This is a genomic window from Pseudomonadota bacterium (genome assembly GCA_018817425.1).
Classification (GTDB): Bacteria; Desulfobacterota; Desulfobacteria; order Desulfobacterales; family RPRI01; genus RPRI01.
This window is the reverse complement of the sequence record JAHITX010000093.1, coordinates 55,763-72,429: the sequence shown is the minus strand read 5'-3', so window position 1 is coordinate 72,429 and position 16,667 is coordinate 55,763. Positions and strand designations below refer to the sequence as shown.

The following is a 16,667-nucleotide window of genomic DNA, read 5'->3' as shown; positions in this document are numbered from 1 at the left end:
ATATAATATAAGGAGGTAACATGTTAAAAAAAGTAGTATTAACTTTAATGGTAATTGGTTTTGTATTTACTTCAATAGGTATTGGTTTTGCCGGTGAAGATGGCAATTCGCGTAAAGGTAAATACACGTATCGCAATGTTTACAAAGCGTGCAGCAAGCGTGGTGAAATTGATTCTCCCAAACCGCTATTGAGTCCTGATTCAAAAACACAGGCCCAATGGAAGCGGACTTTCGAAAAAAAAGATTTTGATCAGTTTAAATGCAGTGAAGAATGGAGCAAATTGTCAGAAAAAGATTTGAACGACATTTATTCGTATTTATATGAACATGCGGCAGATTCTCCGTCCCCGGCAAAATGCAAGTAGATTTATTTGATATGAATGCTTAAAGGCGCAAAGACATATTTTCTACTTCTTTATTTGTGTCTGTTGCGCCTTGGCAGCAATAAAAAAATGGATATACTATGATGATGTTTAAATTAACACACAAACGTTATGTATTATACTTTCTGTGGATATGTTTCCTGTTTTTTGCGTCTACACTTTTATTTGCAAATCAGGATCAGGATGCACCCGGTTTGGAACTTGCCCGGCAGGTAGTTAAAGAAGCAAAGAATACTACCACAGCCGATCACTCACAGTTCAAAGCATTGAATCAAAATTTTACTTCAGGACCCGAAATCAGTAAAGCCTGCCTTTCGTGCCATACTGAGGCGGCCAAGCAGTTGAAAAAAACGCTTCACTGGACGTGGCTTGATCCCAATTCACCAAAGGATAATCAAATGGGCAAGGCCGGATATTCGGTAAACAATTTTTGTATTTCAGCCAATGCAATGAATGATCATCACTGCAACGAATGTCACATCGGATGGAATGAGGAAGGCAAAAAAGCTGAAATCGATTGCCTGAAATGTCACGGCCGGAAAAAAATCAACTGGGAAGAGGTTTTGGGAGATTATAAGTATTTTGCTGAGTCAAAAGATCCGGAAGAAAATGCTCTTGCAAAAGACGCTCAGGCTGAAATCCACGAAGTTGTCCAGAGTATCGGACGCCCAACTCGTAAAAACTGCGGTTCCTGTCATTTTTCCGGTGGAGGCGGAGATGGAGTTAAGCATGGTGATTTGGATCCTTCTTTAATTAATCCCAACAAAGAACTCGATGTTCATATGGGATATGACGGCCAGGATTTTGAGTGTACCAGATGCCATACAACAATTGCACACCATGTTGCAGGAAGGATTTACGGAACACCAGCTTCTGAAACACGTCACAGCCTTCTTGAGCACGATCTTGAGCCTAAAATCATGTGTGAATCCTGTCACAGTGACAAACCTCATGCGTCAAGCAGTAAAATGAATGACCATACGGACAAGGTTGCATGTCAGGCCTGTCATGTTCCTGTAATTGCAAAAGTTTTACCTGTTCAAAGATGGTGGGACTGGTCCAAGGCAGGTAAGAAAAAAGACGGGAAGCCTTATGATGTAAACGGTCCTTTCGGAAAGCCGGTATATCAAACGACCAAAGGAGATACAAAATGGGAAAAAAATGTGGTTCCAAAATATCTGTGGTTCAACGGTTCCATCAAAGGGGTCACAGCCAAAGATATGATTGATCCGAGTAAGATAGTCAAACTGGCCTGGCCGAATGGAAATCGTAATGATAAAAACGCACGTATTTTCCCCTTTAATATTCATTCGGGCAAACAGCCCTATGACACGGTAAACAAAACAATGACAACGCCGCTTTTATCCGGAGAACATGGATACTGGACCACTTTTGACTGGCAGGATTCAATCCAGCGTGGCGCAAAATATCTGGATCTGCCATTTAGCGGCAAAATTGACTTTGTAGAAACCGCCTATGTTTTTCCAAGCACCCATATGGTGTCTCCCAGGGAAGAAGCGCTGAAATGCAGTCAGTGTCACACACGGTCTGACAGCCGTCTGGCCAATCTGGCAGGATTTTATATGCCGGGGCGCGACAAAGTCAATATTATCGACTTTGCCGGATGGGCCATTGTTCTATGCTCATTTGGTGGTATTGTTCTCCACGCTCTGGGCAGGATCTTTACCAATGGCCGTAAGAAGGAGGAGTAATCGATGCATTCAATAAAACTGATAACCACCTATCTGTACACCCGCTACGAGCGTTTCTGGCACTGGCTGCAAATGCTTCTGATTTTTTTGCTTCTTATAACAGGTTTTGAAATCCACGGGGTTTACTCGCTGATGGGCTTTGAACAGGCGGTCGAGGTGCATAATTTCCTTGGTATTACCTGGCTGATTGCTTTTGCATTTTTTGTGTTCTGGATATTTACGACCGGTGAATGGAAACAGTATATTCCCACCACAAAAAAGTTGTTGGAGGTCATACATTATTACGGTTTTGGTATTTTTAAAGGCGAATCGCACCCGGTGCCGAAACGAAAAGGCGCCAAGCACAATCCATTACAACGACTGACCTATCTCTCCCTGGCAGCAATGCTTTTGCCCATCCAGATGTTCACGGGAATTTTCTACTGGACATATAATTCCTGGGAGAGTTGGGGGCTTGATTTTCTTTCTTTAAACGTTGTGGCGCTGATTCATCTGGCCGGAGCATTCTCCATCCTCGCGTTTATCGTTGTACATGTATATATGACAACAACCGGCCACTCAATTTTTGCACATATAAAGGCCATGATTACAGGGTGGGAAGAAATCGAAGAAGGTGAGGAAGTAGAAGATTGGGAAAAAGCATCTCGCGGATTATGTTCTGAAAACGCATCTGCTAAAGAAGTATAAAACAAAAAAGACGGGAATTTGAATTCGTATCGATTTCCGTCTTCAGCCATTTTGGTTTTTCAATACATCCTTATGGGATTGAACGCATTTCCGAAAACATAAGTTATCCATAAACCGTAACTATTACTAATACATACGTATCACATGATAAAATCCAATAAAAAAGCCCGCTCAATTAATGAACGGGCTATAATTTTTGGCTCCCCAGCACGGACTCGAACCGCGGACAAAGTGGTTAACAGCCACTTGCTCTACCTGCTGAGCTACTGGGGATCAGTCTTTTAAAGAATTGATTATCTAATAAAGAACGGCTATAAAGTCAAGCAAAATTTCTCGACAACCAGCAATTCTCGGTGAATGTAATTTTGGGTCAGCTTTAGGGACATGGCAAAGTTTGCTGAAACATCGTGATAGAGACAGAAAAATCACCTAATAGAGCCACTTTCAAAACGTTTCAGTTTGGTCAAGCTCAAGGCGGGCGAAAATTTCAACCGCAGGAATACATTGAGTATTTCGACAGGCTGTTGCAGAACCACTTTTTTCAAAATTGAGAGTCAATAAAATCAATGAGTTACAACCTCGAAAAGGGTAATATCGGCATTCTGTAACAGCCTGTCGAGGATTGAAATTTGAGCCCAACGCAGAGATCGGCCAAAATGGGGTGTTTTGAAACTGGCTCAATAGTATGTTACATTCTGTCCCTTTTGGAAGCTTTGCATAGGGAATACCTATCCTTTATTTTCTTCCCCGCCGGAACGGTCAAACCTTTTAGAATCGCACGGGCATAGTCCGTGGTTTAATTTGAAGCAATTAGAATAACTTTAACTTCATACGCAATTCCACCATCTGTGTCCCGCAACGGCTGTATATCGGTTATGCTTTTCGTTAAATCGTATTTTTTATATTCCAATGGCAAGTGTTTTTGATTCAGTGCGAAATGCGCTACCTCCGCCAACAGTAATAGAAATAAACGAAAGGGAAACAGCAATTTTGGACTGCAATGATATGAAGCTATCTAAAAAGCAGTATTATTGTTATTCATAAGTAAAATATTATTTTTTTTAACAATAAGTTAAATATCATAGAGTATGAGGCCGATTGTTTGCTTGTTTTCTTATCAATTTATGATATATGGCTGATAAATTTATTTATATTTCAAAATAGTCGTGAAATTTTATAATCACAAAAGTTTATTACCGGATCATGGGCATGTTTTTTGCTTTAATTTAAAACTTAAGATTGGGCTTGTAACTGATATTATTTATTGATATTTTTGTATTTTTTGCCTGGCATTATTACATGTTTGCATGATTTAGAAACATCGTTTTTACATAGCCATGCATTACTTCAAACAATATACAGGCGTTAATCAAACATGATATTGAAATTTATATGCTGATAGGATATATGGTAACATTAGCCAAGTTCCTGAGAGCAATACTTGATATATAATTATTTTAATATATTATAAATACCTAAGAATTACCGGAGTAATCGGCCCGGTTGGAAAGCCGATTTTTTTACTCTTTTTTATATATAATATGAACAATAGTATCATTTTGTTATTTAAATGATCAAAAAACGCTGGAGGTAAAAAAATGAGTCAGGAAGTGCGGTCTCCGATGCAAGGAGTTATTCTGGAGATATTGGTTAAGGAAGGCGATAAGGTAGCTGAAGATGACGAGCTTTTAATTCTCGAAGCGATGAAAATGGAAAACCCTATATATGCCCCGTCAAACGGAACGGTAAAGGAAATTAAGATTAAAAAAAAGGACGGGGTTGAAGTAGACCAAATATTAATTGTCTTGGAATAAACGACAAATAAAGTGTATTTCATAAAGGTATTAATATTTACTGTTTTAATAAATTACAAAAATCAGCTGCATTTAGCTGATTTTTGTAATTTATATATTTTGCATCTGTAACAGGTTTCAGTATCATTTTTTAAGGAGATATTTTTATGGCTGAAAATATTTGGGTATCCGCAATCAGGATTTTTATATATGGCTTTGGCACAGTATGTACCAGTTTAATTATATTAATGTTTTGTATCAAACTAATGAGTGCTGCAATCCTGAGACTGAAAGGCAGTGAAAAAAATGGCTGAAAATTTTTCTTTATTGAATCAGATTATATTTAATACAGGTTTTCTTCATTTGCAAATCGGCCACGTAATAATGTGGATCATTGCCTTTTCCTTTATTTATCTTGCCATAAAAAAAGAATTTGAACCGCTTCTTTTGTTGCCTATCGGTTTTGGAATACTTCTTGTTAATCTTCCGTTAGCACCGATAATGGGAATGACTGAGGGAGCTGAAGGCCTGCAAAGAGATCTTGTTAAATGGTTTTATGACTTCGGTATAGCTACTGAGATTATCCCGTGTTTGATTTTTATGGGTGTTGGTGCGCTTACTGATTTCGGGCCTTTGATAGCAAACCCTAAAACTTTGCTTTTGGGCGCTGCTGCCCAATTTGGAGTATACATAGCTTTTTTCGGAGCGATAATTTTCGGATTCAACTTACAGGAAGCCGCATCTATAGGCATTATAGGTGGCGCTGACGGACCTACATGCATATATCTTACTTCAAAACTGGCTCCGCAATTGTTGGGCGCAAATGCTTTGGCTGCATATTCCTACATGGCAATGGTGCCTCTGATTCAGCCTCCCATTATGAGACTGCTTACCACCAAGGAAGAGCGAAAAATCAAAATGAAACAAATGCGGCCTGTTTCAAAAACAGAAAAAATCATTTTCCCTTTAATGGGTACAGTTCTTATCTGTATGCTCGTTCCTGCTGCAACTCCCTTAATAGGTATGATGTTTCTTGGAAATCTTTTCAAAGAAAGCGGAGTTGTTGAAAGATTAAGCCATGTAGCACAAAATGAGCTTTTAAATATTGTTACTATATTTCTTGGCTTAGCAATTGGTGCCACAATGAATGCTGAAGCTTTCCTTAAACCCCAACCTATTTTTATCTTCTTATTAGGACTTGCCGCTTTTGCTTTCGGTACTGCAAGCGGAATAATAATGGCTAAGGTCATGAATCTTTTCTTAAAAGAAAAAATCAACCCCCTTATAGGTTCTGCTGGTGTTTCAGCTGTTCCTATGGCGGCCAGGGTATCGCAAATAGAGGGACAAAAAGCCAATAAGCAAAATTTTCTATTGATGCATGCCATGGGACCTAATGTTGCAGGGGTAATAGGCACGGCAATAGCCGCCGGATTATTTCTGACAATGCTTAAATAAATATATTGGCGGTAAGCTTTGCATAAAACATTAAAAAAGGTTATATTGAATTAAATTTTCTTGTGGTTTGCCAAAGTACTTATCAGGTTATAACCAATGAGCCAGTTTCAAAACGCCCTATTTTGGCCGATCTCTGCGTTGGGCTCAAATTTAAATCCTCGAAATACTCAATGTATTCCTGTGGTTGAAATTTTCTCCCGCCTTGAGCTTGACCAAACTGAAACGTTTTGAAAGTGGCTCCAATAAGAGGAATTATGCAAAGTCCTTCGACAAAATTGATGATAAGTGAGAAAAGCCCAGACAATTTAAAAATTGCGATGCTGGGTTCCTTTCCCCCGCTTCGAGGACTTAGCAGTTATTGTCTGGAACTTGCTTTATCTATTGCGGACCTGACTGATATTGAATTTATATCATTTAAAAAACTATATCCCGCGTTCATGTACCCTGGAGGTGAGCTTAAAGAAGACAATACATTCCCGGTTCCACACCATCCGAATCTTAAAATAAAACGCAGACTAACCTGGTATAATCCGTTAACCTGGCTAAAAGAAGGGATGTTCGGCAATGGTGATTTATTGCATGCACAGTGGTGGAGCCTGCCGCTTTTCCCTGTCTATTTAATAATACTTACTTTCTTTAAAATACGATGCCGTCCCATAGTAATCACGGTTCATAATGTTTTAGACCATGAGAAATCATATACATATAAAATGTTTTCGGGTTTACTGTTCAAGCTTGCAGACCATCTAATCGTTCATACCGCAAAAAATAAAGAGCAGATGATTACCGAATACGGGACTTCGCCCGATAAACTGAGTCTTATACCTCATGGCTCTTTGGATTTCCATGTAAAGCATAACATAAACAGAGAAGAGATCCGAAAAGAAATGGGATTTAATACAAATGATAAAATCATTCTTCTTTTTGGCACTATCCGTCCATATAAAGGAGTTGATACGGCTCTTAAAGCATTTGCACAAGTTATAGCAAAAGCACCCGATTCCCGTCTTTTGATAGCAGGCAAGCTATGGGAGAAGTGGGACCCTTATCAGAATTTGATAAAGGAGCTTAATATAGAAGAACATGTTTCAACTTATCTTGATTATATACCTTCCGGTGAAGTATATAGATATTTTACGGCATCAGATATAGTAATTCTGCCATACCACCATTTTGACAGCCAAAGCGGTGTGGGGGCTACAGCGGTTTCTTTCCGCAAACCATTAATTGTAACAGATGTAGGCGGATTGCCTGATCTTGTTTGCGATAGGCGTTTTATTGTCAGTCCAAACGATGAGTCTTCTCTTGCATCTGCAATCATTGAATGCATAAATGATCCAATTCAATTAAAAGCCATGACGGATGCATCAGATACTATTATTGAAAAGCTATCTTGGCCTGCGATAGCAAAAAAAACTTATTCTATTTATAATCAAGTATTGGATTTATAAAAAAGCTTTGATGGGGCATAAAAGTGAGCTATCTTAAAGAAGTAATTCCAAAGATTATGCGATATCACCTGGCAAGAAAGAGTATCATATCTTGCGGTTTGCCCTTAAATCTTACATTTTCCGTCACTAATATGTGCCAGTCCCGTTGCCGCACCTGCAATATCTGGGCTGTATATGAAAAAGATCCAGAAAAACTAAAAGAAGAATTAACAATTGATGAAATTGAAAAAATATTTTGTTCGATGGGACATGTCTATATATTTAATATCAGCGGAGGCGAACCCTTTTTACGGCCTGATATTACTGAAATTATAAAGCTTGCCTGCAAATACTTATCTCCGGGCATTATTCATATACCTACAAATGCTATAGATGTTGAACCCGCATATAATAAAACACGTCAAATTATTGATTTTCTAAAATCAGAGTTTCCAAACACCCATCTGACTGTTAAACCGAGCCTGGATCATATAGGGGATAAGCATGACAAAATCCGAGGGGTAAAAGGTAATTTTGAAAAAGTTATGGAATTGTTTAATAAACTTAAATCCATGCAGCCTGATTTTCCTAACTTTCATGCAGAGCTTGGCACCGTTATATCAAAATGGAACGTTAATGACATAGAAGAAATCTCTGCTTTTGTAACATCGCTTGGTGTTGATAGCTATAGAAATGAAATTGCAGAACAGCGATTTGAAATGTTTAATACACAAAACGCTATAACACCGAAGGTTGAAGATTACGAAAAGGCGATAGAGCACTTTGTGTCTCACATCAAAGCCAACATGAAAAACCGTTTGTTCTTTCTTCGCATTACTAATGCTTTTCGTCTTGTGTATTATTCTCTTGCTATTCAAATCCTTAAAGAAAAGCGTCAGGTTATTCCCTGTTATGCGGGTATTTCCAATGCCCATTTATCCCCATACGGCGATATCTGGGCCTGTTGTACCCTTGCAAATCAGAAATCTATGGGAAATTTGCGTGATTATAATTATAGCTTTATAGACCTTTGGAACAGTAGTCAGGCGGATACTGCCCGAAAAGAAATATATAACGGAACATGCAACTGTCCTCTTGCAAATCAGACATATTCAAATATGCTTATGAACGTACCTACCATGTTTAAAGTACTGTATAAAATGATAAATTAAAAGGCTTGATGTGCGATATTTAATAACCGGTACAACCGGTTTTATAGGACCTTATCTTATTCGAAAATTGACTTCTCTTGGCCATACCTGCAGATGTCTTATTCGAAAAGGAAGTAATACCGATGCCCTGAAAGATTTTGATGTTGAATATGTTACTGGTGACATTACTGACCCTGCGACTCTATATTATATCACCGAGGGTATGGATTGCCTCATTCATATGGCAACAATAGGTCATATGAATAATTTTACAGTAAGCGAAGCCATGTTCGATGAAGTAAATGTACGGGGAACTTCAAACATCATGAAAGCAGCTCTGTCGGCAGGTATTAACAAGATCGTGCATTGCAGCTCAGTTGCCGCTATGGGAATAAGCCAGGATATTCCTGCAACAGAAAAAAGCGAATGCTACCCTCATCATCCTTATGGCAGAAGCAAATTAAAAGCTGAAAAAGAAGTTCTGCGCATGTTTAAGCAAGAAAAGCTGCCTGCTATCATAATAAGATTTTCTATGGTGTACGGCCCTGGCGATAAAAGAGACATGTTAAAACTTATCCGCATGGCAAAAAAGGGGTTGTTCCCGAAAGTTGGCAAAAAAGCCAAGCTGACTCCGCTTATACATGTTGAAGATGCCGTGGAAGGAATTCTGGCAGCAGTAGAAAAAGGCATGCCGGGAGAAATTTATCTGATAACAAATCCACAATCCGAAGAGTTTGACAACATACGTAAAACTATTCAGCAAGCACTGGGTATTCGTAAAACTGTATTGTATATTCCGGAATGGTTGGCATTAGCAGGAGCTTTATTTGCCGAAAAGACATTTTCACTTTTTGGGAAAACACCTCCGGTTTCCAGAAAAAATATAGAATCTACTTTGGCAGACAGGGTTTTTTCAATTGAAAAGGCACAAAAAGAGCTGGGGTTTAATCCTATAATAAGCCCTTATGATGGAATTAAAGATACTGTGGATTGGTATAAAAAAAAGGGGTGGATATAAAGTGGGAAAGGAAATAGAAGTATTCGGGGTAACCTACGACAGATATGTACTGCTGAATCTGCACAAAATCTTTGCAAAGCAATTTAACTTAAAAACCGTACTTGAAATGCCGAGTCATGGTGCAAAAGCAGCAGGATCTTTGTATTCAATAGGTTTTGGACTTGCTGGTTGCAAGGTGACGCTCGTGAACCCCGAATCTGATATGCTTTATGGATGGGAAAAAATAGGAATAAAAAATAAAGTTGAACCGGTTTCAAATATAGATGTTTATAATACAGACTTTCAAGATAACCAGTTTGATCTTTCCTGGAATTTCGTCACATGGACAGAAATTGATAATCCGCCAAAATATCTTGTTGAAATGAAACGGATTTCAAAAAAATATATTCTTCTTGTAACCTGCAATAATTTTCAGCCCGGATACCCCTGGCACAGGCTAATTCACAAAGTATTCGGGTTCCCTTGGACACATGGACAAGTAAAGTACAATCATATTACTAAAGTAAAAAAACTTTTCAAAGAAACCGGAATAAATGTTATTGAATATGGCGCTATCGATACCCCTGGATGGCCTGACCCAAGCGGCCCAAGAGACATAAGACTTCACAAAAGATTCGGAAGTAAAAATGAAGAACCACCAAAAGAAAAACCGGTTTGGGAAGTACCTTTTATTGAATATGTAAGTACAGGAATATATCCGGGCTGGATGAAGGCATTAGGCAAATGGGATATGGCTTTCAGGAGGGGAGTTTTCAAGCTGCCTATGAGTCATTTATTTTATGTGCTGGGGGAGAAGTGATTATAATCAAACGTTATTCATCAAAAGTTAAAACAAAGTCTCCTGTTAAAGCCTTTTTAAAATGAATATCATTGGATATTATAAGATCAACGCTATTTATAATTCCTGATGCAATAACTATTTCAAATATAAGATAATATTTGTATCCACCAATATGCATTTGCCTGATACAGACTTTTCCAGAAAGGTGGATTTTATCACACTGACCTGTCTTTTCTTTCTTTATCTATATATTCTTTTATATCACCCGCATTTTCTCCAAAACTGCCTGTTGTTAATCCTGACAGTTTTTCCGTGAAAGATGAAACAGGCTGGAGAATAATTTTATTATCTTCCCTGCTTAACAGGATTTTTGTGCCTGATTTTATATTCATCTCTTTTCGAATGCGTGCAGGTAGAATAATATATCCTCTGTTTGAAACCGTCACATTATCAGTAATCATGCTGTCATTCTCCATAAATGCTGTTAATCTTATTATTAATTGCAATATTTATTACTGTCAACAAAAGATAATTTTATACTATTTGACACAATTTAAAATAATGGCTATTATCAAAATCAAACATGTACATAATCAGGAGTATTCAACCATGGAAAATGTAGGCGTTAAAGAACTTAGAGACAGTCTCAGCATCATCCTTAAGAAAGTGGAAAATGGGGAGATAATAAAAATCATGCGACACGGAAAAGCTGTTGCAGAGCTTAAGCCGCTGGTAACCCCCAGTGAACAAATGTTATTAAATAACCTAAAAAATAAAGGTGTGTTAGGGGGCGGCAATGGCAATATTGGCTTCATAAAGAGTGTTAAGAACAAAATTCCTGATATGCCTGTTTCCGACTTAATTACACAGGATCGTAAATGATTTCCTATTTTGACAGCAGCAGCATAGTAAAATGGTTTTTTGACGAACCATATGCCGAAATTTCACGCTCGCTTAAAGATGAAACGGATATGGCTTTTACCTCATTAATTTCATATCCGGAAGTATTTTCTGCCTTCAGACGTGCATGGAAAGAAAAACGATGTTCAAAATACGACATAGAGATTGTTCAAGGAGAGTTTTTGCGGATTTGGCATGACTTTCGTTGGATTAAACCAAACGAAATATTGATCTCAAATACCAGAGAATTAATTTTCAGGCATGAATTGAAAGGATATGACGCTGTTCATCTGGCATCTTCGCTGATATTGAAAGATCAAAGCAACGGCATAGAAATATTTTTCTCATGTTTTGACAAAACTCTAAATAAGGCGGCTAAGAAAGAAGGATTAATAATACATGAAATTTCAATGTAATGAATCCGGAAAGGTATATAAGAATGCCTGTATGATGAAGGCATTAGGTAAATGGGATATGTTGTTTAGGAAAGGAGTTCTCAAACTGCCTATGAGTCATTTGTTTTATGTGTTGGGGGAGAAGTTGTGATTTCAGGCATAAATCTTACTCCTTTATTTCCACGCAATCCATCATAAATTCCGATGATATGAGCAAAAAAAAACGAAAAGCATTTAGGTTCGTACAAAAACCCCAATAGTGATCTGAAAAAAATACCTGGAATAGTTTGAAGCCATAATAATTTTCCATAGTATTTTTTCGCAACGATAACTTTGTTGCGGGCTCCATAATACGCTTTCCAAGGTGGCATACTACGGTAATATACTTTTCTTCCCAATATATTCAGTGAGACGGTCTGCTGGTATGGATGATAAATAATACTGCTTTTTACAATGTAGATATTAGCTCCGCATTTTTTGGCCCGCTCAGAATACTCCACATCATCATTTAGGATAAACAAATCCGGATCAGGCAAGCCTATCCGCCGAATCATTTCCGAGTGGATAAAAAACCCTAGAAATGGTATCCATTCGACTTCTTCAATGTCATTCAGCTCTTCATGATGTTCTATATATTTGTTTTTAAGGCGATTCACTGTTTTAGCAGGAAAACAGAGCTTTTTTATGCTTTTTCCGGAGCCGATTGCAGCAGACCCATAGATATTTTTCTGTAAAACATCATTTTCCAGTATCCTCTGCAAAGCGTACCCGTCAGGATTTGCATCATCATCCATCACCCATATCCAGTCGGGTTTTTCATTTAAAGCATGACTTATACCTCTGAATAAACCGCCGGAGTTACCGTAATTCTTTCCAAGGGATAAATAGTCAAGCACAGGATTTGCCAAAAACCCCTTTTGATTTAAAATTTCGCAGGTTCCATCCGTCGAACCATTATCGACAACAATGATTCGATCCACAGGACGGCTCTGTTTTAACAAATGATCAAGACAATCCACAAGTAATTTTGAACGGTTATATGTAACGACAACAGCTGCGACCACCGCCGGATCAAGCAGATTAGAAGTTTGTCCGCCTGCTTCTGATTGCATGGCTTTCAAATCCTTCCCTGCTCATGCCTCAGAATGCGGTTAGCCGTTTCCATTGCCCACAAAATGACATGATCCATATTATAATATTTGAATTCCGCCAATCTGCCTAAAAAAATAATAGGCCGGTCACTATTTGATTCCTTATCGGCCAGAATCCGGTATTTTGCATATCGCTCCAGATTTTCCCGAGTCAGCAGTGGATAAAATGGTTCCCCTTCAGCTTGCGGGTATTCATGGGATACCGTCGTTCCGTCGCATTTTTGCGCCGTAACATGTTTTGCTTCAACGGTGCGGGTATACTCAAAATCATTCGGATAATTTATCTGGACACAGGGCTGTACATAACTTTCATTATAATAATGCCATTCGAACCTTAATGAACGATATCCCAGCTTGCCGTGTTTCAAATCAAAGAAGGTATCGACCGGCCCGGAGTAAAAGGTATAGTCATATTCTTCTCTTCTTCTTTTTATATCCGAAGGACACAACAAAGAATTTAACTCAACATTGATATTTGAATGTTCAAGCATTTTATGAAACATTGCCGTGTAACCATCTTTGGGCATTACCTGATATTTTTCAGATGCATATCTTTCGTCCCAATCAAATCTAAGCGGAATTCGCGCAGTAATGTCAGGACTCAACTTTGTGGGTTCAACGCCCCATTGTTTGCTTGTATACCCTTTAAAGAGCGTTTCGTACAGTTCCCTCCCGACCTGGGCCAAACACTGTTCTTCTGCGTTTTGCGGGCTCGAAAAGGAAATACGCTCGTGTTGAAGATATTTTTCGAACGCTTCCGCAGAGTACGCTTTTCCTTTAAGAGCGGTAATGGTTGCGAGGCTGATCGGCACAGGTATCAAGGCATTTTTGACCTTGGCCCGCACATAATATCTTCCGGGAATCCAGTCGGTAAATTTACCGAGCCATTTTAACAGTTCGATCTGATTGCTACGAAAATAGTGCGGCCCGTATCTGTGTACAAGTACACCGTTTTCGTCAAGTTCATCGTAGCAGTTACCAGCTATATGATGGCGCTTTTCAAATATATCAACCGTCCACCCTGCCTCAGCAAATATTCTTGCCGAAGTTGAACCTGCCGGTCCGGCGCCGATTATTAAAATTTTTTTATCAGGCATAGATATTTACTTGCCACCTGCATAAATTATCTTATCGAAATCAACCCTGGGAAACAGATCCAGTTTACCTCCCCGAGTTGCATTGAAAATCCTGCCGCCGCTTTTTTCTAACGCATGACCGGCAGATATGTAAGCTTTCTCATGCAAATGAAGATTCGGCTGAAACACTTTGTCGCCGCTTTTTACATACTCCGGATGAAAATGGGATACAGTACCGTCGGATACAAGAATCTTTTCATTATCACTATAGTCCTGCTGATAAATATTATAACAATAATCGACCCCTATAAGATAAATCTCTTTTATTCCCATATAAACTGCAAGCTGCAATAAAATATAGGTTACCGTATGTCCACTGAACAGCCTGTAAATAGGATTAATGCCAAAAAGCGGCAGATCTGGATAAAATTCTTTATGGATAAAATAGAAATAGATCGAATTGTCAAAATGAACATCATATTTTTGAAAAAAATAAGGAAAAAATGTTGTGATCTTATTCAGCTCATTTAATTTTTTATATTCCCGGTTGATAATCAGCTTGTCAACTGCCGAATAATATGTTGGTCTCCATTGTGTCTGATCAAATGCAAGATATATCTTGTTCGACGCAAATGTTATTTCATTTTCTAATCTTTCAAGGTCCTTGATTTCAAGACTGGGTCCGTTACCGATAATGAAACATCGCCGCCCGTTATGTTTGCCTTTGAATGCCGCTAATTTTCGATAATTATCCAAGGCCAGGATACCGCAAAGGGCCAATGGACGCAGCATATACGGAACAAACAGCTTTCTGATACTTTTTACAAATGCCGGTTCGGTCATTATTTTAATATTCCGTAATATCAAATAATAAATTAATTTGATTAGTTACCAGCAAGTTCTCCCCCCATCAATAATCAGGTTGCCTCCTGTCATATAAGATGACGCATCTGATACCAAAAAAACAATAGCGGCACGATATTCATCAGCATTCGCCATTCGCCCGATCGGAATTCTTTTAATGAGTTTTTGAACAAATTCATCCGGTTGATTATCATAAACTCCTCCCGGAGATATGGAATTAACCCTAATATTCTTTTCTGCCCAGTATGTTGCCAGATATTTTGTCAGACCGATAATACCGTGTTTTACAACAGAATATGTAACCGGTTTTACGGGCTGCTCATCATCTGCAAGTCCTTCTTTCCTGTATATTCTCTGATCAGGCGCGATAACACCCAAATCGGAAGATATATTTAAAATTACCCCACCCCGATGCCTTGCCATATATGAACCGATTGCTTTACTGCAAATAAAAGCACCTGTTAAGCCCACATTGAGATCGTCCATCCAGGAATCAAGAGAGAAGTTTTCGATCCGGCTTGCATTCAGCCCGGATATTTTAGGATTATTAGATGCATTATTTATCAGAATATCAATCCGTTTAAACGAATCCAAAATATGTTTCAGTCCGGTTTCCACCTCAGCAGGGTCGGTAATATCAATCTGCATACCGGAACAGGGAATTTTATACATATTTTTAATTTTTTTGGATATTTGATTAATTTCCTTATCCCTGATATCCCACAATACCGGAACACCGCCGGCTTGTGCAATAGCTTCTGCATGCTGAGCACCCAAAAGCCCCCCGCCTCCGGTTATAACCGCAATTTTACCATTGAGAGCAAACTGTCTATGCAAGTTATTCATTAATATTCGCCTTTATTTTTAATGCAAGTTTCAGGCTTTCAACACCATCATAAAGTGTAACCTGCGGGTCACGACGATCTTTAATCGCAGTAATAAATTCTTTCAACTCTTCCACAAAAAGCGTATTACGCTGAAAATCATGAAAAATATATTCCTCAATCATTTCCCCCAGCTGACCGAAAATCCGCAAATTACTTTCCGTTAGGTTGCAAAAAAGAGTGGCTTTTTCAAACTGAATCCGAAACCAGCGGTTTTCTTTTGTCTGCGCATAAGAAAGAAATAAAGATACCGGAAAAGAATAATTTTCTTTGCGATATTCCATAAGAACACTCACAGTATCTTCAACATCAATTTCAAAAAGGCCAAGACGCCCTCCTATTACTGAAATATTTTGCGGTTGTCCCCAAAAACTGCAAATCATATCAAGCTCATGCATGAGGCCCAAAACAACCCCGCCGCCAAGATCTTTTCGGGCCGCATAGCTTTGTCGATAATCCTCATAAGGATGATGGGAGGGAAGATAAGTACCCCATTCAAAATGCGCTGAAACAACCTTGCCGAATTTATTCTGCCGCAATATTTTATTAACAATTTTATAACATGGATTGAAACGGGTCTGGAAACCCACCATTACAGACAGCCCTTTGGACTCAGTCAGGCTTTCGATTTTATCAACACCCTCCATTGAATTGGAGAGAGGTTTTTCAACAAATATATGACAGCCTTTTTCTGCTGCCGGGATCATCATGTTTATATGTTCTGAACTGGGGTTTGTTATGAATACAGCTTCAGGATTCTTATCCAGACCATCGTAAAAACTATCAACAGGAATATAGTTGTAATATTCCTGTAAAGATTTCACTTCACGGGATTCTCCGTCAACAAACACCCTGTTATGATGGGTTTTGCGATATGCAAAGACTTCGACATCTTTTCCTAATAGCATAAATAGGTTATTAAGATGTCGCTGACCGATGGAACCTAAACCAATAAATAATGTTTTCATATAATTTTGTCAGTTTCCG

18 protein-coding genes and 1 tRNA gene are annotated in these 16,667 nt (G+C 38.5%); 12 read left to right on the top strand and 7 right to left on the bottom strand.

The genetic code is table 11. The features are described 5' to 3' along the window. Window positions 1–20: 20 nt before the first annotated feature. From KKC46_16040 to KKC46_16030, 3 genes are all read left to right on the top strand, one after another. Complete coding sequence (locus KKC46_16040) at window positions 21–365, top strand: cytochrome c family protein (protein MBU1055312.1); 345 nt, start codon at window positions 21–23, stop codon at window positions 363–365. A 98-nt stretch (window positions 366–463) separates the two neighbouring features. Further along, entirely contained in the window at window positions 464–2,095 is a 1,632-nt protein-coding gene (locus KKC46_16035) for a tetrathionate reductase family octaheme c-type cytochrome (GenBank protein MBU1055311.1), read from the top strand. Window positions 2,096–2,098: 3 nt separating this feature from the next. Continuing rightward, the gene (locus KKC46_16030) at window positions 2,099–2,782 is read left to right on the top strand and encodes a cytochrome b/b6 domain-containing protein (protein ID MBU1055310.1); all 684 of its coding nucleotides are present in this window, start codon (window positions 2,099–2,101) and stop codon (window positions 2,780–2,782) included. Window positions 2,783–2,979: 197 nt separating this feature from the next. Here KKC46_16030 and KKC46_16025 read toward each other — a convergent pair. Then, window positions 2,980–3,055 (bottom strand) — tRNA-Asn (locus KKC46_16025). Between the two features lie 1,325 nt (window positions 3,056–4,380). On the opposite strand from KKC46_16025, the gene KKC46_16020 reads away from it, so the two are divergent. The 7 genes from KKC46_16020 (at window position 4,381) to KKC46_15990 (ending at window position 10,428) form a co-directional block, all read left to right on the top strand. Continuing rightward, the gene (locus KKC46_16020; protein MBU1055309.1) at window positions 4,381–4,596 is read left to right on the top strand and encodes an acetyl-CoA carboxylase biotin carboxyl carrier protein subunit; all 216 of its coding nucleotides are present in this window, start codon (window positions 4,381–4,383) and stop codon (window positions 4,594–4,596) included. A gap of 146 nt (window positions 4,597–4,742) precedes the next feature. Then, window positions 4,743–4,889, top strand: a complete 147-nt coding sequence (locus tag KKC46_16015; protein ID MBU1055308.1) for an OadG family protein — start codon at window positions 4,743–4,745, stop codon at window positions 4,887–4,889. Further along, window positions 4,882–6,030 (top strand): sodium ion-translocating decarboxylase subunit beta, encoded by a 1,149-nt coding sequence (locus KKC46_16010; GenBank protein MBU1055307.1) that lies wholly within the window; start codon window positions 4,882–4,884, stop codon window positions 6,028–6,030. Before KKC46_16015 ends, KKC46_16010 begins: the two co-directional genes overlap by 8 nt. Before the next feature lie 278 nt (window positions 6,031–6,308). Then, window positions 6,309–7,481, top strand: a complete 1,173-nt coding sequence (locus KKC46_16005; protein ID MBU1055306.1) for a glycosyltransferase — start codon at window positions 6,309–6,311, stop codon at window positions 7,479–7,481. 23 nt (window positions 7,482–7,504) lie between these two features. After that, window positions 7,505–8,632, top strand: a complete 1,128-nt coding sequence (locus KKC46_16000) for a radical SAM protein (GenBank protein MBU1055305.1) — start codon at window positions 7,505–7,507, stop codon at window positions 8,630–8,632. A 10-nt stretch (window positions 8,633–8,642) separates the two neighbouring features. Next, window positions 8,643–9,629 carry an NAD-dependent epimerase/dehydratase family protein gene (locus KKC46_15995; GenBank protein MBU1055304.1) on the top strand — a complete coding sequence of 329 codons (987 nt, stop codon included), beginning with the start codon at window positions 8,643–8,645 and terminating at the stop codon, window positions 9,627–9,629. Next, window positions 9,580–10,428, top strand: coding sequence for a class I SAM-dependent methyltransferase (locus KKC46_15990; GenBank protein MBU1055303.1), 849 nt, complete (start codon window positions 9,580–9,582; stop codon window positions 10,426–10,428). The genes KKC46_15995 and KKC46_15990 overlap by 50 nt, the downstream gene beginning before the upstream one ends. 197 nt (window positions 10,429–10,625) lie before the next feature. Here the strand turns inward: KKC46_15990 and KKC46_15985 are convergent, their stop codons facing one another. Next, window positions 10,626–10,871, bottom strand: a complete 246-nt coding sequence (locus KKC46_15985) for an AbrB/MazE/SpoVT family DNA-binding domain-containing protein (protein ID MBU1055302.1) — start codon at window positions 10,869–10,871, stop codon at window positions 10,626–10,628. A 148-nt stretch (window positions 10,872–11,019) separates the two neighbouring features. Between KKC46_15985 and KKC46_15980 the strand changes: the two genes are divergently transcribed. Together KKC46_15980 and KKC46_15975 are read left to right on the top strand one after the other, a co-directional pair. Continuing rightward, window positions 11,020–11,292, top strand: coding sequence for a hypothetical protein (locus KKC46_15980; GenBank protein ID MBU1055301.1), 273 nt, complete (start codon window positions 11,020–11,022; stop codon window positions 11,290–11,292). Further along, on the top strand, window positions 11,289–11,726 hold the full coding sequence (locus tag KKC46_15975; protein ID MBU1055300.1) for a type II toxin-antitoxin system VapC family toxin: 438 nt from the start codon (window positions 11,289–11,291) through the stop codon (window positions 11,724–11,726). The genes KKC46_15980 and KKC46_15975 overlap by 4 nt, the downstream gene beginning before the upstream one ends. 89 nt (window positions 11,727–11,815) lie before the next feature. Here KKC46_15975 and KKC46_15970 read toward each other — a convergent pair whose 3' ends face one another. From KKC46_15970 to KKC46_15950, 5 genes are read right to left on the bottom strand one after another with little or no spacing between them, the layout of a single operon-like run. Beyond that, entirely contained in the window at window positions 11,816–12,817 is a 1,002-nt protein-coding gene (locus KKC46_15970) for a glycosyltransferase (GenBank protein ID MBU1055299.1), read from the bottom strand. A gap of 5 nt (window positions 12,818–12,822) precedes the next feature. Further along, window positions 12,823–13,953: an NAD(P)-binding protein gene (locus tag KKC46_15965; GenBank protein ID MBU1055298.1), complete on the bottom strand. Its 1,131-nt coding sequence runs from the start codon at window positions 13,951–13,953 to the stop codon at window positions 12,823–12,825. Window positions 13,954–13,959: 6 nt separating this feature from the next. Next, on the bottom strand, window positions 13,960–14,775 hold the full coding sequence (locus KKC46_15960; protein ID MBU1055297.1) for a DUF115 domain-containing protein: 816 nt from the start codon (window positions 14,773–14,775) through the stop codon (window positions 13,960–13,962). Window positions 14,776–14,820: 45 nt separating this feature from the next. Continuing rightward, on the bottom strand, window positions 14,821–15,642 hold the full coding sequence (locus KKC46_15955; protein ID MBU1055296.1) for an SDR family oxidoreductase: 822 nt from the start codon (window positions 15,640–15,642) through the stop codon (window positions 14,821–14,823). Beyond that, the gene (locus KKC46_15950) at window positions 15,635–16,648 is read right to left on the bottom strand and encodes a Gfo/Idh/MocA family oxidoreductase (protein MBU1055295.1); all 1,014 of its coding nucleotides are present in this window, start codon (window positions 16,646–16,648) and stop codon (window positions 15,635–15,637) included. Before KKC46_15950 ends, KKC46_15955 begins: the two co-directional genes overlap by 8 nt. Between the last annotated feature and the right edge of the window lie 19 nt (window positions 16,649–16,667).

Bases quoted from the DNA above. Each gene is read 5' to 3' on its own strand.
- KKC46_16040 (MBU1055312.1), top strand. From the start codon at position 21: ATGTTAAAAAAAGTAGTATTAACTTTAATGGTAATTGGTTTTGTATTT.
- KKC46_16035 (MBU1055311.1), top strand. From the start codon at position 464: ATGATGATGTTTAAATTAACACACAAACGTTATGTATTATACTTTCTG.
- KKC46_16030 (MBU1055310.1), top strand. From the start codon at position 2,099: ATGCATTCAATAAAACTGATAACCACCTATCTGTACACCCGCTACGAG.
- KKC46_16020 (MBU1055309.1), top strand. From the start codon at position 4,381: ATGAGTCAGGAAGTGCGGTCTCCGATGCAAGGAGTTATTCTGGAGATA.
- KKC46_16015 (MBU1055308.1), top strand. From the start codon at position 4,743: ATGGCTGAAAATATTTGGGTATCCGCAATCAGGATTTTTATATATGGC.
- KKC46_16010 (MBU1055307.1), top strand. From the start codon at position 4,882: ATGGCTGAAAATTTTTCTTTATTGAATCAGATTATATTTAATACAGGT.
- KKC46_16005 (MBU1055306.1), top strand. From the start codon at position 6,309: ATGATAAGTGAGAAAAGCCCAGACAATTTAAAAATTGCGATGCTGGGT.
- KKC46_15990 (MBU1055303.1), top strand. From the start codon at position 9,580: ATGGAATTAAAGATACTGTGGATTGGTATAAAAAAAAGGGGTGGATAT.
- KKC46_15985 (MBU1055302.1), bottom strand. From the start codon at position 10,871: ATGATTACTGATAATGTGACGGTTTCAAACAGAGGATATATTATTCTA.
- KKC46_15980 (MBU1055301.1), top strand. From the start codon at position 11,020: ATGGAAAATGTAGGCGTTAAAGAACTTAGAGACAGTCTCAGCATCATC.
- KKC46_15975 (MBU1055300.1), top strand. From the start codon at position 11,289: ATGATTTCCTATTTTGACAGCAGCAGCATAGTAAAATGGTTTTTTGAC.
- KKC46_15970 (MBU1055299.1), bottom strand. From the start codon at position 12,817: ATGCAATCAGAAGCAGGCGGACAAACTTCTAATCTGCTTGATCCGGCG.
- KKC46_15965 (MBU1055298.1), bottom strand. From the start codon at position 13,953: ATGCCTGATAAAAAAATTTTAATAATCGGCGCCGGACCGGCAGGTTCA.
- KKC46_15960 (MBU1055297.1), bottom strand. From the start codon at position 14,775: ATGACCGAACCGGCATTTGTAAAAAGTATCAGAAAGCTGTTTGTTCCG.
- KKC46_15955 (MBU1055296.1), bottom strand. From the start codon at position 15,642: ATGAATAACTTGCATAGACAGTTTGCTCTCAATGGTAAAATTGCGGTT.
- KKC46_15950 (MBU1055295.1), bottom strand. From the start codon at position 16,648: ATGAAAACATTATTTATTGGTTTAGGTTCCATCGGTCAGCGACATCTT.